This window comes from Acidovorax benzenivorans (assembly GCF_028680575.1).
In the GTDB taxonomy this organism is placed as follows: Bacteria; Pseudomonadota; Gammaproteobacteria; order Burkholderiales; family Burkholderiaceae_C; genus Acidovorax; species Acidovorax benzenivorans.
In genome coordinates, this window is record NZ_JAPCKI010000006.1 from 55889 (window position 1) to 79772 (window position 23884).

At 63.7% G+C, this 23884-nt stretch carries 19 protein-coding genes and 3 tRNA genes; 4 read left to right on the top strand and 18 right to left on the bottom strand.

The features are described 5' to 3' along the window. Positions 1 to 98: 98 nt before the first annotated feature. The 9 genes from OIN59_RS12240 to OIN59_RS12280 all read right to left on the bottom strand — a co-directional run bounded on the left by OIN59_RS12240 (position 99) and on the right by OIN59_RS12280 (position 10674). Positions 99 to 1070: a FecR family protein gene (locus OIN59_RS12240; RefSeq protein ID WP_274110679.1), complete on the bottom strand. Its 972-nt coding sequence runs from the start codon at positions 1068 to 1070 to the stop codon at positions 99 to 101. A 47-nt stretch (positions 1071 to 1117) separates the two neighbouring features. After that, positions 1118 to 2455, bottom strand: a complete 1338-nt coding sequence (locus OIN59_RS12245; RefSeq protein ID WP_274110681.1) for a surface lipoprotein assembly modifier — start codon at positions 2453 to 2455, stop codon at positions 1118 to 1120. 51 nt (positions 2456 to 2506) lie between these two features. Next, complete coding sequence (locus OIN59_RS12250) at positions 2507 to 3697, bottom strand: MFS transporter (RefSeq protein WP_274110683.1); 1191 nt, start codon at positions 3695 to 3697, stop codon at positions 2507 to 2509. Continuing rightward, positions 3694 to 5241: a DNA recombination protein RmuC gene (gene rmuC / locus OIN59_RS12255; protein ID WP_274110685.1), complete on the bottom strand. Its 1548-nt coding sequence runs from the start codon at positions 5239 to 5241 to the stop codon at positions 3694 to 3696. Before rmuC ends, OIN59_RS12250 begins: the two co-directional genes overlap by 4 nt. 82 nt (positions 5242 to 5323) lie before the next feature. After that, positions 5324 to 6316: a 2-hydroxyacid dehydrogenase gene (locus tag OIN59_RS12260; RefSeq protein WP_274110687.1), complete on the bottom strand. Its 993-nt coding sequence runs from the start codon at positions 6314 to 6316 to the stop codon at positions 5324 to 5326. A gap of 17 nt (positions 6317 to 6333) precedes the next feature. After that, on the bottom strand, positions 6334 to 7746 hold the full coding sequence (locus OIN59_RS12265) for a sodium:proton antiporter (RefSeq protein WP_274110689.1): 1413 nt from the start codon (positions 7744 to 7746) through the stop codon (positions 6334 to 6336). Between the two features lie 66 nt (positions 7747 to 7812). Then, the gene (pncB, locus tag OIN59_RS12270; protein WP_274110691.1) at positions 7813 to 9033 is read right to left on the bottom strand and encodes a nicotinate phosphoribosyltransferase; all 1221 of its coding nucleotides are present in this window, start codon (positions 9031 to 9033) and stop codon (positions 7813 to 7815) included. Between the two features lie 229 nt (positions 9034 to 9262). After that, entirely contained in the window at positions 9263 to 9745 is a 483-nt protein-coding gene (locus OIN59_RS12275) for an acyl-CoA thioesterase (RefSeq protein WP_274110693.1), read from the bottom strand. Further along, positions 9742 to 10674 carry a histone deacetylase family protein gene (locus OIN59_RS12280; RefSeq protein ID WP_274110695.1) on the bottom strand — a complete coding sequence of 311 codons (933 nt, stop codon included), beginning with the start codon at positions 10672 to 10674 and terminating at the stop codon, positions 9742 to 9744. Before OIN59_RS12280 ends, OIN59_RS12275 begins: the two co-directional genes overlap by 4 nt. Positions 10675 to 10874: 200 nt before the next feature. On the opposite strand from OIN59_RS12280, the gene OIN59_RS12285 reads away from it, so the two are divergent. From OIN59_RS12285 to OIN59_RS12295, 3 genes are all read left to right on the top strand, one after another. Then, positions 10875 to 11423, top strand: a complete 549-nt coding sequence (locus OIN59_RS12285; protein WP_056063715.1) for a phasin family protein — start codon at positions 10875 to 10877, stop codon at positions 11421 to 11423. Positions 11424 to 11824: 401 nt separating this feature from the next. Next, complete coding sequence (locus OIN59_RS12290; protein WP_274110699.1) at positions 11825 to 12877, top strand: extracellular solute-binding protein; 1053 nt, start codon at positions 11825 to 11827, stop codon at positions 12875 to 12877. Positions 12878 to 12991: 114 nt separating this feature from the next. Further along, positions 12992 to 13750, top strand: a complete 759-nt coding sequence (locus OIN59_RS12295) for a 3-hydroxyacyl-CoA dehydrogenase (protein ID WP_274110701.1) — start codon at positions 12992 to 12994, stop codon at positions 13748 to 13750. Between the two features lie 224 nt (positions 13751 to 13974). Here the strand turns inward: OIN59_RS12295 and OIN59_RS12300 are convergent, their stop codons facing one another. The 9 genes from OIN59_RS12300 to folC all read right to left on the bottom strand — a co-directional run bounded on the left by OIN59_RS12300 (position 13975) and on the right by folC (position 23315). Then, positions 13975 to 16857 carry a bifunctional diguanylate cyclase/phosphodiesterase gene (locus OIN59_RS12300; protein ID WP_274110703.1) on the bottom strand — a complete coding sequence of 961 codons (2883 nt, stop codon included), beginning with the start codon at positions 16855 to 16857 and terminating at the stop codon, positions 13975 to 13977. Between the two features lie 213 nt (positions 16858 to 17070). After that, a tRNA-Asp gene (locus tag OIN59_RS12305) sits at positions 17071 to 17147 on the bottom strand. A 53-nt stretch (positions 17148 to 17200) separates the two neighbouring features. Next, positions 17201 to 17276 (bottom strand) — tRNA-Glu (locus tag OIN59_RS12310). A gap of 37 nt (positions 17277 to 17313) precedes the next feature. Continuing rightward, positions 17314 to 17389: transfer RNA gene (locus OIN59_RS12315), tRNA-Ala, on the bottom strand. A 66-nt stretch (positions 17390 to 17455) separates the two neighbouring features. Beyond that, positions 17456 to 18877, bottom strand: a complete 1422-nt coding sequence (gltX, locus tag OIN59_RS12320; RefSeq protein WP_274110705.1) for a glutamate--tRNA ligase — start codon at positions 18875 to 18877, stop codon at positions 17456 to 17458. A gap of 149 nt (positions 18878 to 19026) precedes the next feature. Next, positions 19027 to 20532, bottom strand: a complete 1506-nt coding sequence (purF, locus tag OIN59_RS12325; RefSeq protein ID WP_060986307.1) for an amidophosphoribosyltransferase — start codon at positions 20530 to 20532, stop codon at positions 19027 to 19029. A gap of 78 nt (positions 20533 to 20610) precedes the next feature. Continuing rightward, positions 20611 to 21099, bottom strand: coding sequence for a CvpA family protein (locus OIN59_RS12330; protein ID WP_274110708.1), 489 nt, complete (start codon positions 21097 to 21099; stop codon positions 20611 to 20613). 25 nt (positions 21100 to 21124) lie between these two features. After that, positions 21125 to 21967, bottom strand: a complete 843-nt coding sequence (locus tag OIN59_RS12335) for an SPOR domain-containing protein (protein WP_274110710.1) — start codon at positions 21965 to 21967, stop codon at positions 21125 to 21127. Between the two features lie 22 nt (positions 21968 to 21989). Continuing rightward, a complete protein-coding gene (gene folC / locus OIN59_RS12340) occupies positions 21990 to 23315 on the bottom strand; it encodes a bifunctional tetrahydrofolate synthase/dihydrofolate synthase (RefSeq protein WP_274110712.1) in 1326 nt (441 codons plus the stop codon). Positions 23316 to 23376: 61 nt separating this feature from the next. Here folC and OIN59_RS12345 point away from each other — a divergent pair, with 61 nt between their 5' ends. Further along, entirely contained in the window at positions 23377 to 23760 is a 384-nt protein-coding gene (locus OIN59_RS12345; RefSeq protein WP_274110714.1) for an ArsC family reductase, read from the top strand. Positions 23761 to 23884 lie beyond the last annotated feature (124 nt).

The window sequence follows — 23884 nt, forward strand, 5'->3', positions numbered from 1 at the left end:
GCCCGTTGACGCCCCCCAGAGGGCCGTCAACAGACGCGGAAGGGCAGCGCTGCAACATCCACGCGCACGCATCGGCCAGTGGGTGACCTACCTTTCCACTACCGGATCACGGGCGGTGGCGGCGGAGGCAGCAGGATGATGGGCAACACCGGGATGAACACAAACGGCGGCCGTACCGTTGGGGGTGGTGCCGTGGTAACGGGTGGCGGCGCTGTAGTTCCCGGAGGCTGCGGCGCCGTTGGCCGCGTGGGCGGCGGTGGCGTGGTGGGCGTGGGCGCAGGCGGCGCAGGGGTGCCCGGCTGCGGCGCGCCCGTGGGAGGCGGGGGCGCCATCGGCACGGGTGCGGGGGGTGGCGTGGCCCCTGGCGGTGGGGGAACCGCCACAGGCACCGGCGCAGGAACGATGTACACAAACGCGCGGCGTCCCTGCACATCCAGTTGGTCACCCGCCACCAGGGGCGTCTGTACCTGGGGCACCGGCAACAACGCGCGGGTGTGGGTATAGACGGGCAAGTCCTGGTCCGACACCACCAGCACGGCTTCGCCAGCCGTCACCCCCACACAGCCCGCCTGGGTGCACACCTCGATCTCATCCTGCTCCCCCGACACGAACACCTGGCCGTTGGCATCGATGGCCAACAAGAAGGCCGAGCCCCGAATACCCACCACCGCCGTCGGCGTGACCACCCGGTAATTGGCCGGGTTGCGTTTGCCGATCAGCCCGGTGAGCGCTCGCATCCCACCCCGCAGCAGGTTGACCACAAAATGGTCCTCGCCCGTCCCCGCGCCGTCGGCATACCGGGTCACGGTGAACTGCGAGTCTGGGTACAGGGCCACCAGGCCACCATCCGAAAACCGAATCTGCGCCCTGCCCTCGGTGCCGGTGAGCACCACGTCTCCACCGTCCAACTCTGCCCCCTTGGACAAACGCGACAAGGTCTCACCGCGCCGTAGCTGCACATCGCCCGCCGTGAACTGCACCAGCCCGGCAGCGGCCAGCCCCGTGAGTGGCCACGCCGCCACCATGCCCATCAGCAGCGCCAGCCGTGCGCGTTTTTGGTCGGACGTCATAGGCAACTCCATGGTGAGTCGGCGCAGACCCAGGTTTGCAGCAACATTCAGAACTCCCGGCGCACGGTGACAGAAAACACCCGGCGCTCATAGTCGGTAATGGGCAGCGTGGATGCATTGCGCGTGAACGACCATTGCGGCGTAACCCGCCAGCCAGGCGATGGCGTCCAGTTCAGCCCCAGCGCCACCTGGGACTGGCGGTCGGTCCGGGTGACTGCAAAAAACGGGTCTTGCCCGCCATAGCGCCGGTGCTCCCAGTCCGCACTGGCAAACACAGACCACTGCGGTGCCAGCGGCCACTGCCCCCCTGCACGCAGGCCCCACAACCGGTGCCCCAGCGCGTCGGCGCCGTTGGCCTGCGCGCGCTCCTGGCCGCCATACACGCCCCCATAGGCCGACGACCCATTGCGAAACAGGTGGGAATACGAGGTGCCCACCACACTGCGGCGCACATTGCGCAGCGCCTGCGAGGGGTAACGTACCTCCAGCACCTGCACAAAACTACCCCACTGGCGAAAACCGTCGATGCGATAGATCCACTCGCCCAGCACACCGTCCATGGTGCGCAGCCGCGTGCCGTCCAGCGCGTAGTAGGAGCCCTGGGCAGACGCAATCAGTTCATGGCGTTCGGCCCGCCAGGCCAGGCCCAGGGTGCCGTCGAGCGCGGTGTGGTCAAACCGGTCGGCGCCGCCGCCGTAGTGCCGGGCTGCCCCCACTGCAGTGCCCACCACCGACCAGCGCGCATTGAGCACCGCCCGCCCCCGCAGCCCTGCCTGGGCCACCACATAGTTGCCCGAGGTTGCCAGGGCTTCGGGCAGCAGGGCCCACGCCGGGGTGCCCGGCACGGGCGACTGCAACTCGCCCACCACGGGTGCGGCGTTGGCATTGGAGTCATGCCCCACACCCAGTTCCACATAGCCTTTGACCGAGGAGCGCCCACCGGCCTCCAGGCGATCGTACGAATACAGAAACTGATCGAGGGTGTGCCCGGCATCCACCGGAATGAGTGCGGCCTGCACCGATGCAGGCAAGGCCATCACGCCCCGGCGGTCGCCCGCCGCCTGCAGGGATTGCCCCAGTGCCACCTGGGCCTCCAGGCTGCCGGGTTGCGCGGCAAGCAATCGCTCGCGGGCCAAGATGGCTCGGGTGTACTGACCGGCGGCGTGGGCTGCGTCGCCCATTGCAGCGTCAAACGCCGGGTCACCCGCGCGCTGAACCTCCTGCGCATCCAGCAAGCGGAACGCCTGAAGAGCCTCGCCTTGCTGAACCAGCGCCAGCGCTTGCTGCACGAGGTCATCGGCCCGCGCCGCGGATGACAGACCGCCCCCCCATGCCAGGACCATGCACCATGGCAGCACGCGCCGTGACCAAATTCGCAGGTACATGAATGCCCCCTCCTCGGAACCCGCTGGCGGGTGGGGGCAATTTACACCTGTTTACCTTTTTTGGGGGAGTTCTGCGGGGTGGTTTTCGCCCATGCGCCAAGCCATCCGAGCCCCGGCACCCACCGCGCCACCCACCACCCAGAAAAGCCCCCCCACGCCAATCACGGCACCGGCAGAGCCAAACAACATGGGCATGAGCACGCTGGACGCGTTGATGGCCATGAGCCGCAGGCCCAGCGCCTCGCCATGGCGGGCGGGCGGTGTGATCTGGTGCAGCAGGCTCATGACCATGGGCTGCACAGAACCCAGCGCAAAACCCAGCAGCACCGAACACACACCCATCGCCAACGCGCTGTGCAACAGCGGATAGACGCCAAACAGCACGGCCGTAGCCACCATGGCGCCGGCCACCACCACCCGCTCGCTCAGCCGCTCCGCCACGATGGGCATCAGCACCCGGATGACGGCAGCGGCAATGGCAAAGGCCCCCAGGATGGAGCCGATGACCGACGCCGACAGGCCCCGCTCATGCCCCAGCAGCGGCACCACAAAGGTATGCACGTCCCAGCACGAGGACAAGATCCAGTTGACCAGCAACAGCCGGCGAAACGGCGGCTCGTTCATCAAATCCCACGCGCGCTGCGGGGGACCGCCTGCGGCGGCGATCACCGGGGGCAGCTCCACCGTGTCGCGCACCCAGAACCAGGTGAGCAGCGGCAGCACGGCCATCAGGGCGAAGGCGGCGCGGTAGCCTTCGGTGCTGCCCGCCGCACTGCCCGCGTTGTCGATCATCAGCCCGGCACAGAACGGCCCGATGAAGTTGGACACCGCTGGCCCGATGGCCAGCCAGCTGAACACTTGCTTGAGTTGCGTGGCGTCGTGCGCCGCGCGGCCCACGTGGCGCTGCAGCGCAATGGTGGCGACCCCGGTGGCGCCCCCCGTCATCAACGCGGCCACACACAACACCGGAAAGACCGGGAACACCAGCGCCAGCGCGGCCCCCACCGACGCCACGGCCACCGCATAGCCCACCGGGCGCTTGAGGCCGTGGCGGTCGGCGTAGCGCCCTGCGGGCAAGGCCAAAAACACCTGCGTGAGTGCAAACAGCGCCAGCAGCACCCCCACGGCCGCAGCACTGTGGCCCTCGCGCAGCGCCAGCAGCGGTGCCGCCAGGCGCATGCCCGCCATGCAGGCATGCACGCAGATCTGGCCCGCAATCAACCGCGCCAGTGCCCAGTTCACAGAGAATCGTCCTCCGCATCCAGCCCCGGCAGCGCAGCCGTGTGGGCCCCTACCAGCGGCACGGCGGTATCGGGCGCGGGCAGGTCCTGCACATCGCGCAGCTTGCGCTGGATGGCGCGGGTGCGCACACCCACCTCGTCAAACTTTTTGGCGGCGGCGTCGATGGATTTTTTGGTGGCCTCGACCACGTCACCAAACTTGGCGAACTCGGTCTTGACCATGCCCAAGAGGCTCCACACCTCGGACGAGCGTCTTTCGATCGCCAGCGTCTTGAAGCCCATCTGCAAGCTGTTGAGCATGGCGGCCAGGTTGGCCGGGCCGGTGATCATCACGCGGCATTCGTTCTGCACCGCTTCGACCAGACCAGGGCGGCGCATGACTTCGGCAAACAGGCCTTCGGTGGGCAGGTAGAGCACGGCAAAGTCGGTGGTGTGCGGGGGCGAGACGTACTTGGCGAAGATCTTCTTGGCTTCGAGCCGGATCGACGTTTCAAACGCATTGCCTGCAGACAGGATGGCGGCCTTGTCGGCCGCGTCCTGCGCGTCCATCAGGCGCTGGTATTGCTCGACCGGGTACTTGGAGTCGATGGGCAGCCACACCGGGTGCTCGTCGCTCTTGCCCGGCAGGCGGATCGCAAATTCGACCAACCCATCGCTACCCGGCACGGTCTTGACGTTGCGCGCGAACTGCTCGGGCGTGAGCACGTTGTCAATGATGGCGCCCAGTTGCATTTCGCCCCAGGTGCCGCGCGACTTCACGTTGGTCATCACGCGCTTGAGGTCGCCCACGCTGCCCGCCAGGGTCTGCATCTCGCCCAGGCCCTTGTGCACTTGCTCGAGCCGGTCGCTCACCAGCTTGAACGACTCGCCCAGGCGCTGCTCCAGCGTGGCGTGGAGTTTTTCGTCCACCGTGCGGCGCATTTCTTCGAGCTTGGTGGCGTTGTCGGCCTGGATGGCGGCCAGGCGTTCATTGAGCGCGGTGCGCAGTTGTTCGGCGTTGTGCTGGCTGCCCTGCACCAGCCCGGTGAGCTGCTGCGACACCGCATCTTGCAGCACCGCAAACTGGTTCTTGATCTGAAAGCTGTTGGCCTCCAGCTGATCCTTGAGCGCCTGCGACATCACCCCCAGCTGCGACTGGGTGTCGCTCTTGAGCGAATCGAGCGTGAGGCGGGTGGCGGCGTCCAGGGCCGTGAGGCGCTGCTCCAGCCGCGCCTCAAACACGCCAAAGGCGGCCAGCAGCTCGGCACGGCCGTTGCGCGATTCGGCCACCGCTTGTGTCAAGCGCTCGTCGACCGCGTGGCGCAGCCCCTCCAGCGTGGTCTGCGTGGTTTGCGTGAAAGCACGCAGCTGCTGGCCCATGCCGTCCAGCGCGCCATCGTTCTTGGCCACGGCCAGTTGGATGGCCTGGGTGGTGCGCTCCAGCGCCTGCAGGCGGGCCAGCCATTCGGGCGGCAAATCCACACGGGGGCGGCGCAGCGCCAGCAGCGCGAGCGCGATGAACACCAGGGCCAGTGCGGCCAGCAGAACGAGGGTATCGGTAGTCAAGGCCGGTTTACTATATTTTCGATAGCTGCTAGCGCTTATCCATCAAGCGTCAGCGGCCTATTTCACTAAAAAATGGGCAGCGTTACTGTGCGCGCAGGCCGGGCACGGGCTGATTCACCGGAGTGAGGGGGCCACGCCCGCCCAAGAAGGCGATCAGGTTGTCTGCCGCCAGATTGGCCATGGCCCTGCGCGTAGGCACCGTGGCGCTGGCGATGTGGGGCGTGAGCACCACGTTGGGCACGGTGAGCAGATCGGGGTGCACGCTGGGCTCGCCTTCAAACACATCCAGGCCCGCCGCTGCAATGCGCCCTTCGCGCAGCGCAACGGCCAGCGCTGCGTCGTCCACAATGCCGCCGCGCGCAATGTTGATGAGCGTGGCCATGGGCTGCATCAGCGCCAGCTCGGCCGCGCCGATGGTGTGGTGCGATGCCGCGCTGTACGGCACCACCAGCACCACATGGTCGGCTGTGCGCAGCAACTCGTCTTTGCCCACATAGGTGGCCTTGCATTCGGCCTCCAGCTCGGCCGACAGGCGCGAGCGGTTGTGGTAGACCACCTTCATGCCAAAGCCATGCGCGCCGCGCTTGGCAATGCCCTGCCCGATGCGGCCCATGCCGATGATGCCCAGCGTGCTGCCGTGGATGTCGCTGCCCGCAAACATGTCGTAGCTCCACTTGGTCCACTTCCCGGCGCGCAGGTAATGCTCGCTCTCGGTCATGCGGCGGGCCGTGGCCATCAAGAGCGCAAAGCCGAAGTCGGCCGTGGTCTCGGTCAGCACATCGGGCGTGTTGGTGCCCTGCACGCCCGCAGCGGTCATGGCGTCCACGTCAAAGTTGTTGTAGCCCACGGCCATGTTGGCGCAGATTTTGAGGCGTGGGGCGGCGGCCAGCAAAGCAGCGTCGATACGCTGGCTGCCGGTGGTCAGCACGCCGTCTTTGTCGACGAGGCGCTCGGCCAGCTCGGCGGGCGTCCAGATCACGTCGTCAGGGTTGTCTTCCACATCGAAATATTGGCGCAGGCGGTCCACGATGTCAGGAAAGATCGCGCGGGCGACCAGGATGCGGGGTTTGCTCATAGCGCTCAAAACTCCTGTCAGCGAAACCAGATGAAAGTCATGACGACAAACAGCGGCACCAGGATGCCACCCGACCACAGCATGTAGCCAAAGAAACTGGGCATCTTCACGCCACGGTCTTCGGCAATGGCCTTGACCATCATGTTGGGGGCGTTGCCGATGTAGCTGTTGGCACCCATGAACACAGAGCCCGCCGAGATGGCCGCCAGTGTGGGCGCCAGTGTGGTCATGAGTACGGCGGGGTCGCCACCAGCCGTGTTGAAAAACACCAGATAGGTGGGAGCGTTGTCCAGGAAGGAACTGAGCAACCCAGAGGCCCAGAAGTACATGGCCGGGTCGGGTGCGCCATCAGGCCGCGTGACGGCCGCCACCACGGCGCCAAAGGGGCCGTTGACACCGGCCTTCAACATGGCGATGACGGGGATGATGGTGAGGAAGATGCCCGCAAACAGTTTGGCCACCTCCTGCATGGGGCCCCAGCTGAACTGGTTGTCCTCATGCACCTTTTTCGGCGTGAGGCGCAGCGACACCAGCGCCACCAGGATCAGGCCCACGTCCCGCACGATACCGGGCAAGCCCACTTCGGCCCCGGCAATGGTGAACGACACGGAGGACTTCCACAGGCCACTGAGCAGCACCAGTACCACCACCACACCCAGCAGGGCAAAGTTGGCCTTGCCGTCAAAACCGACGGCTCGGGTGTCGGGCGTCGGGTCGGCCTTGAGCACCTCTTCACGGCGGTGGTAGTACCAAGAGTCCATCACGAAAAAGATGGCCAGCAGCGCGCCTACCAAGAACAGGGTCTCGGGGAAGATGTGGCTCACCGTCCAGAAGAAGTCCACCCCCTTCAAGAAGCCCAGGAACAGCGGCGGGTCACCCAAGGGAGTGAGCGAGCCCCCGGCGTTGGACACGATGAAGATGAAGAACACCACCACGTGCGCCGTGTGCTTGCGGTTGTCGTTGGCGCGGATCAGAGGACGGATGAGCAGCATCGACGCACCCGTGGTGCCCATGACGCTGGCGAGCACCGCACCAATGGCCAGAATGGCGGTGTTGAGCGCCGGGCTGCCGTGCAGGTTGCCCCGGATGTAGATACCCCCCGCCACGGTGAACAGCGCGGTGAGCAGGATGACGAAGGGAATGTATTCGGCCACCAGCGCGTGCACAAAACTCGCGCCCGCAGCGCCCGGACCAAACACCACCGCAAACGGCAGCAAAAAGGCCAGTGCCCAGCCTGCAGCCACCTTGCCAAAGTGGTGGTGCCAGAAGATAGGCGCCAGCAGCGGCATGAGCGCAATCGACAGCAGGATGCCCGCAAAGGGCACGCCCCACAACACAGACAGCGCACTGCCATCGATATCGGCCGCCAGGGCCAGGCCCGGCAACGCCGCCAGTAGGCCGGCAACCGCCAACCCGCGCGAGAGTTTCATGATTCTTGTCTCCGTCTCATTGTCAAAAACAGGGGGGCGCAGGGCGATGGCCCCTGCGCAGCGCGGTCACACCGGCGAAGGAATGTCGAAGACCTGGCGCAGGTAGGCCAGGTATTTTTCGTCATCGCACATGCCCTTGCCGGGCGTATCGGACAGCTTGGCCACTGGCTGGTCGTTGCAGCGCGTCATCTTGATGACCACCTGCAGCGGTTCGTGCACGGGCGGGCTGCCCAGGTCGTTGGTCAGGTTGGTACCAATGCCAAACGCCAGCTGGCAGCGGCCACGGAACTGCTGGTACAGCTCGATGGTGCGCGGCACGGTGAGCGCATCGCTGAAGATCAGCGTCTTGGTCAGCGGGTCCACCCGGTTCTTGCGGTAATGGTCGAGCAGGCGCTCGCCCCAGGCAAACGGATCTCCACTGTCGTGCCGCGCGCCGTCGAACAGCTTGCAGAAATACAGGTCGAAATCGCGCAAGAAGGCGCTCATGCCATACACGTCCGACAGGGCAATGCCCAGGTCACCCCGGTATTCCTTGGCCCACACCTCAAAGCCGAACACCTGGCTGTCGCGCAGGCGCGGGCCGAGCGCCTGGCAGGCCTGCAGGTATTCGTGCGCCATGGTGCCCAGGGGGGTCACGCCCAGCTTCATCGCATACAACACGTTGCTCGTGCCCGCAAACTGCCCAGGGCCTGCGGGGGCGCCGGGGCGGCGGTCGCCCGTGCCCAGACGAGCCACCAGCACGCGCAGCACTTCTTCATGCCAGGCACGACTGAAGCGGCGGCGCGTGCCGTAGTCGGCGATCTTGAGATCAGACAGGCCCTCGCCCTGCAGCAACGCGATCTTGGCATCGAGCCGGCGGCGGCCTTCAGGGAAGTCGGGCACCTTCTGCGTGTTGCGAAAGTACACCTCGTTGATGATGGCCAGCACCGGGATCTCGAACAGGATGGTGTGCAGCCAGGGCCCGCGGATGGTGATATCGATCTCGCCGTTGTGCTGGGGCGTGACGGTGATGTATTTCTCGTTGAGCTTGAACAGCCCCAGAAAGTCCACAAAGTCGCTCTTGATGAATCGCAGCGACCGCAGGTAGGCCAGCTCGGCATCCTGGAACTGCAGGCAACACAGCGAACGGATTTCGTCGCGGATCTCGTTGGCAAACGGTGCCAGCTGCACGCCGGGGTTGCGGCACTTGAACTTGTATTCGACCTGAGCCCCCGGAAACTGGTGCAGCACCACCTGCATCATGGTGAACTTGTACAGGTCGGTGTCGAGCAGGCTGGTGATGATCATGGACAGGGCAAGCCTCAGAAACCGCGCACGCGACGCACGCGATGTCCCGGCCGCAGACCGGGCAGCAAAGCCGCAAAGTGTAGGCCATCGCGGCACTTGGTGCAGGGGGTCGTCGGCAACGTCAGCCAGCGTTCAGCCACAGTCAGCACTTCAGCCGTTTCTGGCCCCGGCGCACATTGCACCTACGCCATTTGCTATCAAATAGATAGCTAACATCTACAACCGCCCGTCAGCCTGGCATGACCAGCGCTTGCAGCACGGTGCGCAAAGCGTCTGGCATGGCCACCGGGCGGCGGGTCTCGCGGTCTACATACACATGGATGAAGTGGCCCGCCGCCGCAGTCAACGGCTCGCCTTGCGCAAACAGGCCCACCTCGTAGCGCACGCTGGAGCCTCCCAGCCGCGCCACGCGGATACCCGCCTCCACCGTCTGCGGAAACGCCAGCGGCGCGAAATAGTTGCACTGGGTCTCGATCACCAGGCCAATGGTTTCGCCCGCATGGATGTCGAGCACGCCCTGGTCGATCAGATGGGCGTTCACTGCCGTGTCAAACCAACTGTAGTACACGACGTTGTTCACATGGCCATACACATCGTTGTCGGCCCAGCGGGTGGTGATGGGGCGGAACACGCGGTACGCGCTGCGTGGCTGTGGAGCCGGGCGGGCAGGTGCAGAAGAAGCGCTGGAAGAGGAGCTGGCGGCAGAGGTCATGGCCGCACATTCTGCCAGCGCTGGTGGTACTGCCAGGCCACGCGCCAGGTGGTGAGCTGAGCCTGCAGCGTGTCCTCCAGGTTGTTGCCGTAACCGCCCGCCATCACAAACGCCATGGGGATGCGCCGCTGCCAGGCCCAGTCAAACACCCGCCGGTCGCGGGCCTCCAGACCATCGTGGCTGATGGCGAGACGACCCAGGCGGTCACCCACATGGGGGTCGGCACCCGCGAGATAAAAAACCAGGTCTGGCTTGCAGCGATGGTCCAGCGCCTCCAGGGCCTGGTCCAGGGCGTGCAGGTACTCATCGTCAGCACATCCATCCGGCAACTCCACGTCCAGGTCACTGGGCTCCTTGCGAAACGGAAAATTGCGCGCGCCATGCAACGACAAGGTGAACACGCTGTCGTCGCCCTGAAAGATATGGGCCGTGCCATTGCCCTGGTGCACATCCAGGTCGATCATCGCCACCTGCAGCGGCGCACCCGCCCCGCCCTGCTGGCGCTCGGCCTGCATCTGCCGGGCGGCCACGGTCACGTCGTTGAATACACAAAAGCCACTGCCCTTGTCGGCATAGGCGTGGTGGGTGCCGCCTGCCAGGTTGCCCGCCACACCTTCGCGCCACGCAGCGCGGGTGGCCGCCACAGTGGCGCCCACGGAGCGGCGAGCGCGCTCTGCCATGGCAGGACTCCAGGGAAACCCGATCTCCCGCTGTGCGGCGGGAGCCAGCGTGCCCTGGGCGATGGCGTCGATGTACTGCTGTCCGTGAACCCGCGCCAGTTCCTCGTCCAAGGCTGGCAGGGCTTCTTGCAACAACACGCCGGGCAGGTGCTGAGCGATCCGGTCACGCAGCATGCGGTACTTGGCCATGGGGAAGCGGTGGCCTTCGGGCAAGGGCAACACGAAGTGGTCGGCATAGTAGGCGTGCATGACGCAATTGTGGCAAGCCGGGGATTTCTGGGTGATCGTGTCTAATTTGCTGCAGTGCAACAAAAAGCCCTTGCAATAGCGCAGCAAGTCCCTAAAATTCAACCCATGCTGCACTGCAACATGACTCACTAGGTCAAGGTCAGCGCAGATGTCTGTGAACCACCCCGGCCCCTTGGGCCCTCATTTTTAGGAGATATGACATGTCGCTGACCGCAGAACAAATCCTGGCATCCCACAAGGCCAACATCGAAACCCTGTTTGGCTTGACCACCAAGGCTTTCGAAGGCGTGGAAAAGCTGGTTGAACTGAACGTGACCGCTTCGCGCGCTGCCCTGTCCGAAGCCGCCAACCACACGCAAGCCGTGTTGGGCGTGAAGGACGCACAAGAACTGCTGGCCCTGCAAGCTGGCCTGTTCCAGCCCCTGGCTGAAAAGACCGCCGCTTACAGCCGCCACCTGTATGACATCGCTTCGGGCACGGGCGCCGAGTTCGGCAAGGCTTTTGAAGCCCAGGCCACCGACGCACAGAAGGCTTTCACCAACCTGGTGGACAGCGCCGCCAAGAACGCCCCCGCCGGTTCCGAAACCGCCGTGGCCGTGATGAAGAGTGCCGTGTCGGCCGCCAACAACGCGTTTGAGTCGGTGCAAAAGGCTGTGAAGCAAGCGTCTGATGTGGCTGAAGCCAACTTCAACGCTGTGGCCAACACCGCCGCCAACGCTGCCAAGACGGCCGCTCCCCGCAAGCGTTAATCGTCATACTTGCGGTCTGGAGTGCAACCTCTAGGCCGCATCCAGGGAATACCCTGATAATTCAACCCATGCGCTGCTGACCTTGTCTACAGCGCCCCAGTTGTCTCCTTGGATCCTCTCGAAACCCCCGTTTCAAGGATCCTTTTAAAGCCCGGTTTTACGACCGGGCTTTTTTTTGGCCACTCCGCTGCACAGGCTTCCGCGACCAAGGCCGAAGCCACATGCGCGGGCTCCACGATGAGCCCATCTTTCCGGTGCGCTACACAGTCTCCAGACGGTGCCGCGCCCTTGCGCCACCTCAAATCCAGGCCCCAAATCCGGCCTTCAAATCGGGAATCTATTAAGAATAATTCGCGTTTGCTTTATCATTGGAGCAGTTTCAACCCCGAAAGATGCAACCCATGTCGAAGACTGTGAAAGCCTTGCTGAGCGCTTGTGCCCTGGCCGCCGCTGCAGGCGCCGTCCACGCCCAGGAACCAGTGGTCAACCTCTACTCGGCCCGCCACTACTCCACCGACGAAGCGTTGTACACCGGCTTCACCAAGGCCACAGGCATCAAGATCAACCGGGTGGACGCAGATGACGCTGGCATCCTGGCCCGCCTGAAGGCAGAGGGCGCCGCTTCGCCCGCCGATGTGATCTTGCTGGTGGATGCTGCCCGCCTGTACAAGGGCGAGGTCGATGGTCTGTTCCAGCCCATCCAGTCCAAGGTGTTGAACGACGCCATCCCCGCCAACCTGCGCAGCCAACCCGCGGCAGACGGCGGCATCTCGTGGTTTGGCCTGTCCACCCGCGCGCGCGTGATCGTCTACAACAAGGTCAAGATGCAAAAGGCCGATGTGGACACCTACGAAGAGCTGGGTGACCCCAAGAACAAGGGCAAGCTGTGCATCCGTTCCGGCTCGCACCCCTACAACCTGAGCCTGTTCGGCGCCGTGACTGAGCATTTGGGCGAACAGAAGGCCGAGGCCTGGCTCAAAGGCATGGTGGCCAACCTGGCCCGCCCACCCAAGGGCGGCGACACCGACCAGATCAAGGCTGTGGCTGCAGGCGAGTGCGATATTGCCGTGACCAACACCTACTATCTGGCGCGCATGATGCGCTCGAACAAGCCCGAAGACGTGGCCGTGGTCAACAAGGTGGGCGTGGTGTTCCCCAACCAGGAATCCTGGGGCACGCACCTGAACATCGCCGGCGGTGCGGTGGCCAAACACTCCAAGAACCAGGCCAATGCCATCAAGTTCCTCGAATACCTGGCCAGCCCCGAAGCGCAGAACTACTTTGCCAACGGCAACAACGAGTGGCCTGCCGCAAAGGGCGTGACGCTGGACAACCCCGCCCTCAAGGCCATGACCGGCGGCAATCCTTTCAAGAGCGAGACCATCCCGATCAGCGCGGTGGGCGCCAACACGACCAAGGTGCAGCAGATGCTCGACCGCGTGGGCTTCCAGTAAGCCGCCTCTGCCCCCACAAGCCCGGCCTGGTCCGGGCTTTTTTTCGCCTTCGGCATGGCTGGGAGATGCGCCATAATTGACGTTTACGTTAACGTCACTTACTGGAGACAACCCATGGAAATCCAAGGCAAGGTATTCATCGTCACAGGCGGCGCTTCGGGCCTGGGCGAAGGCACGGCACGCATGCTGGCAGCCCAGGGTGGCACCGTGGTCATTGCCGACATGCAGGCAGAAAAAGGCGAGGCCGTGGCCAAGGAAATTGGCGGCGCCTTCGTGAAGTGCGATGTGAGCAACGAGGCCGACGGCCAGGCGGTGGTAGCCAAGGCGGTGTCGCTGGGCAAACTGATGGGCCTAGTGAACTGCGCTGGCATCGCCCCCGCCGAGAAAACCGTGGGCAAAAACGGCGCACATGCGCTGGCCCTATTCAGCAAGACCATCACGGTCAACCTGATCGGCAGCTTCAACATGATCCGCCTGGCCGCCGAAGCCATGAGCAAGAACGAGCCCGAGTCCACCGGCGAACGTGGTGTGTTGATCTCCACCGCCAGCGTGGCCGCATATGACGGGCAGATCGGCCAGGCGGCGTACTCGGCGTCCAAGGGTGGCGTGGTGGGCATGACCCTGCCGATCGCCCGCGACCTGGCGCGCAATGGCATCCGCAACATGACCATCGCCCCCGGTATCTTCGGCACGCCCATGTTGTTCGGGATGCCCCAGGAAGTGCAAGACGCGCTGGCTGCTGGCGTGCCCTTCCCCAGCCGCCTGGGCACCCCACAGGACTACGCCAAGCTGGTGCGCCACATCCTTGAAAACGACATGCTCAATGGCGAGGTGATCCGCCTGGACGGCGCCATTCGCCTGGCCCCGCGTTGAGCTGAGGCAGGGGTCGAGATTGGCCCTGCATGCTATTTATTTAATAGCTGCTCAGGCATATTTCTCTAGCGCATAGTGCCTTTTTGGCACAAAGCTCGCCCACATGAGGGCCTGGAGAGGTTCCGCCCCCGCCACACACTCTTAGGAATCCGCCCATCCGCCGCGCTGACAACGCGGCGGTTCTCTTTTGAGGGATTGCCTCGCGGCTTCTCCCGCCCCGCTTCTCAGCCCAATACCGCGTGGTTGGGGGCCAAAAGCCCGTCCAGGTCTGCCGCCGGCATGGGGCGGCTGAAGTAGTAGCCCTGCCCCGTGTCGCAGCCCAATCCTAAAAGCACGTCCCGCTGCGCGGCCGTCTCTACGCCTTCGGCAATGGTTTCCAGACCCAGACTCTGCGCCAGGCCAATGATGGCGCGCACGATGTGGGGTGCGCTGGGGTCATCGCCCAGGTGGCGCACAAACGACTGGTCGATCTTGAGCTTGTGTACCTTGAGGCGCTGGATGTAGCTGAACGACGAATACCCGGTCCCAAAGTCGTCAATGGACAGCTGCACCCCCAGGTCATACAACTGTTGCACGATGGCAATCACCTGCTCTGGCGCATCCATGGCGATGCCCTCGGTCAGCTCCAGCTCCAACATCTGCGGCGGCACGCCGCTGTCGGCCAGCGCCCGGCTCACCACATCCACCAGGCCAGGATGGCGAAACTGCACCATTGACAAATTGACCGCCACCACGAGCTCGGTGCAGCCCGCATCTCGCCACTGTCGCGCCTGGGCCAGCGCGGTGCGCAACACCCATTCGCCCATGCCCAGAATCTGGCCGCTGCTTTCAGCCACCGGAATGAACTCCGCTGGGCTGACGGAGCCCAGCTCCGGGTGGGTCCAGCGCAGCAAGCCCTCCACTCCCACCAATTGGCGGTCCCTCAACCGAATTTGCGGCTGATAGTGCAGCGTCAGCTGGCCCAGCACCAGGGCGCTGCGCAGAGCGTTCTCAATCTGCAGCACCCTGAGCGACCGCGCCTGCATATCTGCCGAGAAGAACCGGTAGGTGTCGCGCCCGGACTCCTTGGCGCGGAACATCGCCGCATCGGCGCGCTGCGCCAGGGTTTCAAAGTCACCGCCATCCTCGGGGTACATCGCAATCCCAATTGATGACGTCACCACCAACTCGTGGTGCTCCAGCTTGCAGATGCGGCGCACCTGCGCCTGAAGCTCTTCAGCCACATGGGCCGCCTGTTGTGCATCGGTCAAGGGCAGCACAATGATGAATTCGTCTCCACCTTGCCGGGACACCGTGTCTTCGTCGCGCACCACCGACTGCAAGCGGTGCGCAATCTCGATCAGCAGCCCGTCGCCCACCTGGTGACCCAGCGATTCGTTCACGTTCTTGAAACGGTCCAGGTCCAGGTACAACAAGGCCAGCTGATGGCCGCTGCGTTGCGTCAATGCGAGTGCCTGGCTGAACCGGGAGGCGAACATCGTGCGGTTGGGCAAGCCGGTCAGCACATCAAAGTTGATCAGCTTGCGAATGCGCTCCTCGTCCCGCCTGCGTTCCGTCACGTCTTCCTGCACGGCCAAGTAGTGGGTGATGCGGCCCTGTTCATCGTGCAGCGGCGAGATGATGGCTGACTCGTTGTACTCGCCACCGTTCTTGCGGCGATTCACGAACTCGCCGCGCCACGGACGGCCCGACGTCAGGTGCTGCCAGAGATCGACATACACGCTGGCCGGTGTGGCCCCAGCGCTCAGCAGGCGCGGGTTGCGGCCTATCACCTCGTCGGGGCTGTAGCCCGTCGTGGCAGTGAATGCAGGGTTCACGTATTCGATTTTGCCGTCGGTGCTTGCGATGAAGATGGAGTTGGGCGCCTGCTCCACGGCATGGCGCAGCTTGCGCAAGGTGTCCAGCATCTGCACCCGCTGCGTGATGTCACGGGACAGCACCACAAAGTGGTCATCTGCTTCGTCGTCCATCGCCTTGCGCGCCACAGACAGCTCAAACCAGTGCTGACCGTCGGGCAAGTCCAGCGCGTATTGGAAGTCGCGGGCCAGGCCGTGCTCAGCCGCAGCATCGATCGCGGCCTGCGCCACAGCTGCGGCCGCTGGGGGCAAAACGTCGTGAATCGATCGGCCCACCACCTGGCTGGCTGGCATCAGCAGCAAGTCGGGCTGGCGCGTGTGGATCTGCACGTAGTGGCCATCGCGGGTCACCTCGAACATCAAGTCGGGCACCGCATCCAGCACGGCGCGCATGGCTTTGTCGGACTGCTTGAGCACCCGATAGGGCGCCTCGATAGTGCCCACAAAGATGGCCCGGTAGAGGTAGTAATACCCCACCACCTTGTACAGATGGCCCAGCAGATTGAAGGGGTCGGTGGCGATGACGTAGAACGTGAAAAAGACCTCACTCAGTGCCATCACCCACACCGCAGCAAACAACCTCGCCACATCAAAGGCGGCACGCTCGCGCGCCCAGCGCAGCAGCAGCACCAGCGACGCTGCATACAAGGCGACCACACCGTATTCGGAGACGATCTTGAACCGCGTCAGCCCCTGGGCATCGTAGGTCTGTGGGTACCACTGCGGAAACCAGAACACTACGGCATGAATGGCGGCCACCACAGCCAACACCAGCGCCAACACCCCAAACCCGTCAGGGCTCGGAGCCGCCGCGTCGCCCGGCACGCGCCAGTGCAGCGCCACTGCACCCAGGAGCGTCAGCGCCCCCAGGTAGCGCGCGGGCAGCCAGAAATTGATCCCCTTGGCCACCGAGTTGGGCGTGATGTAGTCGGGCATGCCGGCAAACGACAGCATGTGCGAAAAATCCAGGACCGCCACCCCCAGAAAACCACAGGCCAGAATGAGGACGTTGCGCTGCGGGTTGAGGCTGTGTGCCTTCCACCCCACCGCAAACACCAGTGCCGAAATGGCAATCGACAACGTCTCCAACACTTGGTGCAGCGTGAGGTAGTGCCCCACCCGCTGTGGACTGGCCACCGAAAAATAAGCCCACGCGGCGATCACCCCGCCGGTCAACAGATAAAGCACCGGCGCCACGGCTTTGAAGCTGGACAGGTGCTGCGGGTGGATCTGCAACCGAAAAAGGTTCATGGGCGCCTGATGAATCTCGGAAGGCCGCTTGAGCGGTATGGCGGTGCGGCCGGATACCGACGATTCTTGCACAGGCCTCACCATTTGTAACAGCTTCAATCCCAGAGGCAATCGTTGTGCAGACGCAGCTTTCAAGGCACGCAAGTGAGCGACGCCACAGAAACAGGGCATAAAAAAAACCGCTGCAGCCTTGCGACTGCAGCGGTTTATATCTGGCGGAGTGGACGGGACTCGAACCCGCGACCCCCGGCGTGACAGGCCGGTATTCTAACCAACTGAACTACCACTCCTGGCAGGCAGCTTTTCGCTTGTATTTATCAACACAAGCCAAGTGCTACAAACTTGGCGACCCCACGGGGATTCGAACCCCGGTACTCACCGTGAAAGGGTGATGTCCTAGGCCTCTAGACGATGGGGTCAAAACCTTGGAACTAACCGAATTACAACTGACAAATTTGGTGGAGGTAAACGGGATCGAACCGATGACCTCTTGCATGCCATGCAAGCGCTCTCCCAGCTGAGCTATACCCCCCACTGAATGACTCCAAACACTTAGCATTTGTTGTCATCACCTGAGCCTTGAATTATAGACAGATTTTTAGCGGTTTCGCAAACGCGCTACAACTTTTTCGCGTCCGACCAGTTCCAGCACGGCATCGACCGATGGCGTGTGAGCGGTTCCGACCGTCAGCACACGCGCGGGCATCGCCAACTGGGGCATCTTCAACCCCTGGGCAGCCAGCACCTGCTTGAATGCCGCGCTGATGGAAGCCTTGTCCCATTCACATGCAGACAACGCATCAGCCAGTGCATTCAGAGCTGGGGCAATGGCCTCGGTGACATGCTGTGCACGCTCTGCATCTACCGGAGTCACGTCGCCATAGAACACCTGCGCCCAGTTGGCGAGCACGACTGTGGTGTCGCACCGGTCTTTGAACAGCGCGCAAATCCGGGGCAGGCGCCCATCAGCCAACGCCTCGGCCGAAACACCACGCGCCAGCAATTGCGGAGCAACCAGAGCAGCCAGCGCATCGTCGGCCATGGCTTTCAAGTGCTGAGCATTCACCCAGCGCAGCTTGGCTTCGTCGAATTGCGCCGCGCTGCGGCCTAGGTGATCCAGGTTGAACCACTGCAGGAACTGCTCGCGGCTGAAGATCTCGTCATCGCCATGGCTCCAACCCAGGCGCGCCAGGTAGTTCACCATGGCATCGGGCAGATAACCTTCATCACGGTACTGCGTGACGGGCTTGGCGCCATTGCGCTTGCTCATCTTCTCGCCCTGCTCATTCAGCACGGTGGGCAAGTGGGCATACACCGGTGGTTCCTCGCCCAGGGCGCGGAAGATGTTGATCTGGCGCGGTGTGTTGTTCACATGGTCGTCACCACGGATCACGTGCGTGATCGCCATGTCGATATCGTCCACCACCACGCAGAAGTTGTAGGTGGGCGTGCCGTCGGGGCGCGCGATCACCAGGTCATCCAGCTCATCATTGCTGATCTCGATGCGGCCCTTGACCTTGTCATCCCAGGCCACCACGCCCCCTTGCGGGTTCTTGAAACGCAGCACCGGCAAAACTCCCTCGGGAACAGGAGGAAGGGTCTTGCCTGCTTCAGGGCGCCAAGTGCCGTCGTAGCGGGGCTTCTCCTTGGCGGCCATCTGTCGCTCACGCAGGGCATCCAGCTCGGCCACACTCATGTAGCAGTGATATACGTGGCCTGCCGCCTGCAAGTCTGCGAGCACAGCCTTGTAGCGGTCCATGCGCTGCATCTGATAGAACGGGCCTTCGTCGTGGTTCAGCCCCAACCAGGCCATGCCCTCGATGATGACGTCCACTGCCGCCTGGCTGGAACGCTCCAGATCGGTGTCTTCAATGCGCAGGATGAAATCTCCCCCCGTGGCGCGTGCAAACGCCCAGGGGTAGAGCGCCGAGCGGATGTTGCCCAGGTGGATAAAGCCCGTGGGAGACGGAGCGAACCGGGTGCGCACGCGGCCGGTGCTGGAAGCAGTGGTGTCAGTCATAACAATCAATTCTGGCCCTCAACGGGGCCAGTTTCACGATGGAGTCAATTCAACAAGGCGCAGCCAGCCAGCCTGGCTGCCGCATTACCCATCCAACCCGAGGCCACACACGGTGTGCAACGGCCTGCGGTGGTTGCGCAAGTCCTTGGCTACGCTTCCTGTGCATTGGGCAAAGCAAGGCGCGAGGTGTCTTCCTCGCCCTCCTCTGCACCCACACGTCCCTCGTTGAGGCTGGCAATCCCTTCTGCAGTGATGTCGCCAGTCACATATACGCCGTCAAAACACGACGCATCGAACCCAACGATGGCGCTGTTGAGCGCGCCCACCGCCTTCTTCATGCCATCCACATCCTGGTAAATGAGCGCGTCGCAGCCGATGGCCTGGCGAATCTCTTCCACCGTGCGGCCATGGGCCACCAGTTCGCTGCTGGTAGGCATGTCGATGCCGTACACGTTGGGGTAACGCACGGGGGGCGCTGCACTGGCCAGGTACACCTTGCGGGCGCCTGCGTCACGCGCCATCTGCACAATCTCGCGACTGGTCGTGCCACGCACAATGGAGTCATCCACCAGCAGCACGTTGCGGCCTTTGAATTCGCTGCCAATCACGTTGAGCTTCTGGCGCACTGACTTTTTGCGCACCCCCTGCCCCGGCATGATGAAGGTGCGGCCCACGTAGCGGTTCTTGACGAAGCCTTCCCGGTACGGGACGCCCAGCAGATGCGCCAGTTGTGTGGCGCTGGGGCGGCTGGACTCGGGAATCGGGATGATCACATCGATTTCGTTGGGCGGCACAGTGGACACCACCCGCTTTGCCAAGGCTTCACCCAGGTTCAGACGTGCCTGGTAGACCGAGATGCCGTCGAGCACCGAATCGGGCCGCGCGAGGTACACAAACTCAAAAATGCAGGGATTGAGCTGCGGGTTCTCAGCGCACTGGCTGGCGTGAACCTGACCATCGAGCGTGATGAAAATCGCTTCGCCCGGATTGATGTTGCGTTCAAACACGTGGGAGGTGCCTTCCAGCGCCACCGACTCGCTGCCCACCATCACCGTGCCGTCCTGGCTACGGCCCATGGCCAGCGGGCGGATGCCGTGGGGGTCGCGGAAGGCCAGCAGGCCGTGACCAGCGATCAGCGCGATCACGGCGTACGACCCCTTGATGCGCTTATGCACCGCACGCACGGCAGTGAAAACGTCCTCAGGCTGCAGAGGCACGCCACGCGTGGCGCGCTCGAGTTCGTGCGCAAACACGTTCAGCAGAACTTCCGAATCACTTTCCGTGTTGGTGTGGCGGTGGTCCGTCTGGAACAGCTCGGTGCGCAGTTCGCGGGCGTTCGTCAGATTGCCGTTGTGCACCAGCACGATGCCGAACGGGGCGTTGACGTAGAACGGCTGCGCCTCTTCTTCGCTGTAGGCATTGCCGGCTGTGGGGTAACGCACCTGGCCCAGGCCCACATTGCCCGGCAAAGCGCGCATGTTGCGGGTGCGAAAGACGTCGCGCACCATGCCTTTGGCCTTGTGCATGAAGAATTTGCGGCCCTGCTGGGTCACGATGCCCGCTGCGTCCTGGCCACGATGCTGCAAGAGCAGTAAGGCGTCATAGATCAGCTGATTGACGGGCGCAGGACTGACGACGCCGACGATTCCACACATAGTTTTATTCCATCCGTTTGCGGGAACAGCCCCGCGGTCATCCAGCGACAGCAGCTTCTGGCCACTGCCGCTTCGATATCACGAAGGCAGATGCCTTCCAAATTCGTCCGGCAGCGCCGGTTTCAACCCCTTGAGCACTTCGGTCAAGACTGGTGCGCCCTGCGACTCCTGCCACCACGGTGCCTCGTGCACGGGGGTGATTCCAGCCACCACGGCCACCGCAAGCAACAAAACCAAGCCGCGCAGCACGCCAAAAACAGCGCCCAAGGTGCGGTCCGCAGGGCGCAGCCCTACTGCTTCCACCAGCTTCTTGGCCAGCCAGGCCAGAAAACCACACGCAAAAACCGAAGCCACAAACACCACAACGAAGCCAGCCGCATATCGCAGCGACTCGCCCGAACCACCCATGGGCAACAAGGCCGCCGCATCGGCGGCAAACCACTGAGCCACAAAAAACGACACCACCCAGCCCAGCACCGATAGCACTTCAAAAACCAGCCCACGCCACGCACCAATCAGCATGGAGGCCAGCAACACGGCCACAAACACCCAATCCAGCGCAGCCATGGACAACCGGCAGTTCGATCAACGTTTACAGGGTCAGCACCGAAGCCGACAGGTCCAACGCCTTGATGCGCGCCGCTGCCTTGTCTGCCTCTGCCCGATTGGTGAACGGGCCCACACGCACCCGAGTGCGTTTTCCGTCCTTGGTTTCCACCACCTGCGTGTAGGTCTTGAGACCCGCCCGCTCTACCTTGGTGCGGGCTTCGCGGGCTTTTTCAGCATCAGCGAAGGCGCCGACCTGCACGATAAAGCGCGCCTCTTCGGTACTCGCGGCCGCTGGCGCTTCGGTGCTACGGCCTTCCAGCAAGGCACGGGCCCGTGCCGAGTCATCGGCACGGGTGGGCTTGGGCTCGGGTGCAGGAGATGGCGCGGGGGCCACCGGCGGTTTGGCCTCGTGTTTTACCTCGGGTTTGGCGGGTGTGGCTGCTGGGGCTGGCGCAGGTTTGGCTGTTGCTGGGCGAGCGCTAGGCACCAGTTCTTCACCGTCGGCCAAGCCATTGGCGGCTGCAGTGCGCGAAGGCGTTGGCCGCTGCGCAGCGGCTGCCGGGGCCTGCTCTGGGGCGGCGGGTGCGGCAGGCTTGGCTGCGGTGGCTTCAGCCGCTGGCGCGGGCACCACCAAAGGCGCCACTTTGTTCCGGTCCGGGATCTCGATGGGGATATCCACAGGAATAGGCCTGGGCTGGGTATCAAACAGCAGGGGAAATCCGATAACCCCCACCAACACCAGCACCGCAGCGCCAATCAAGCGATGCCGGGCGCGGCGGCGCATCACTTCGATGCTCTCAGCCTGTGGTGTGCGCGGGCGCTTGGACGGCTTTTCGGCCTGTTGCTGCTCACCCTGACCGGGCCACCGGAACTTGAAAAATGCCATGGACTAAGGACTCGTGAGGCGCTCACGCGCCCAGATGTTTGGCGTGCAAGCGGGGTGTTCCATTGATCAACACTCCACCCACCGTATAGAACGAGCCAAAGACCACGATTCTATCAGCGGGGTCTGCCGCAGCCACCGCAGCCTGCAAGGCCTGCATTGGGTCTGCGTGCAAGCTGGAGGTAACGTCCCGGCGACCACCTGCCACCATATGCACCGCATTCCACTTTTGTTGCAACACGGCGGCCGACTCTGCACGCGGGGTGGGCAGATCGGTGAAATACCAACGGTCCACCAGCGGCCCTACCTTGGCCAGCATAGGCGCCAGGTCCTTGTCCGCCATGGCACCAAACACCGCGTGGGTGGTGGGAAAGAACCCCATCGCATCCAGGTTGGCCGTGAGCGCCGCCACGGAGTGCGGGTTGTGCGCCACATCCAGCACCAGCGTCGGCTGCCCCGGCACGATCTGAAAGCGCCCCGGCAACTCCACCATGGCCATGCCGTTGCGAACAGCCTGGGCAGTGACCGGGAGGCGATCACGCAACGCCTCGAAAGCCGCCAGCACACCAGAGGCGTTCACCAACTGGTTGGCGCCACGCAACGACGGATAGGCCAGCCCGGCATAGCGCCGCCCCCGGCCGGCCCAGCTCCACTGCTGCTTGTCGCCCGAAAAGTTGAAATCGTGCCCAAAACTCCACAGGTCTGCGCCAATCTCCCTGGCGTGGTCCACCACGCTCTGAGGAGCCATGGGATCGCTCACGATGGCAGGACGGCCGGTGCGCATGATGCCCGCCTTTTCGCGGCCGATGCTCTCGCGGTCCGCACCCAGGAACTCCGTGTGGTCGATATCGATGCTGGTGATGATGGCGCAGTCGGTATCGATCACATTGGTGGCGTCCAGGCGCCCACCCAGGCCGACTTCGAGAATCGCCACATCGAGCAATGCATGGCTCATCAGCCGCAGGATGGCCAGGGTGGTGAACTCAAAATACGTGAGCGACACCTCGTTGCCGTTCTGCGTTCTGGCGCTCTCCACCGCATCGAAATGGGGCGCCAGGTCCGCCGCCGAGACGATTTCGCCATGCACGCGGCAGCGCTCTTCAAAATGCACCAAATGCGGCGAGGTGTACACGCCAGTACGATAGCCCGCCTGCAGGGCCACCGCTTCGAGCATGGCACAGGTCGACCCTTTTCCGTTGGTGCCCGCCACCGTGATCACCGGGCACTCGAACCGCAGCGCCATGCGGCGGGCCACTTCAGCGACCCGATCCAGGCCCATGTCGATGTTGCGGGGGTGCAGCTGCTCGCAGTGGCGCAGCCAGCCTTCCAGAGTGTGGGGTTTGGTTTGCATACAGCCTGGGATTGTCGCCGAGCCAGCATTCACCCCCGCGATTTCGAGGATGATGCGCGGCATGAACACCGCCATCACCCTTTACGGCATCCCCAATTGCGATACCGTCAAAAAATCCCGCACCTGGTTTGCAGAACAAGGGCTGGACATCCAGTTTCATGACTTCAAAAAACAGGGCGTTCCGGCCAACCAGCTTCCTGGCTGGTTGAACGCTGTCGGCTGGCAAAAGCTTGTCAATCGCCAGGGAACCACCTGGCGCAAGCTGGATGCCGCAATGCAGGCGACGGTGCAGGACGACGCAAGTGCCAGCGCGCTGATGCAGCAACAACCCAGCGTGATCAAGCGCCCGGTGGTGCAATGGCAAGACGCCAAGGGCCTGCACGTCACGGTCGGGTTTGTACCCGAGCAGTGGCCCACCGGGCCGAACATGCGGCCCAAGGGCTGACACAGGCTGGAGAACGCGGAAAATCGCACAAATCTTTACGCAGATTTACGCCCTCCAGGCCCCGAGTTGACCGTGCAGGCCTAAACTTTTCTGCAGTCCGGTGCGTTATGTACCGACCCCAAAG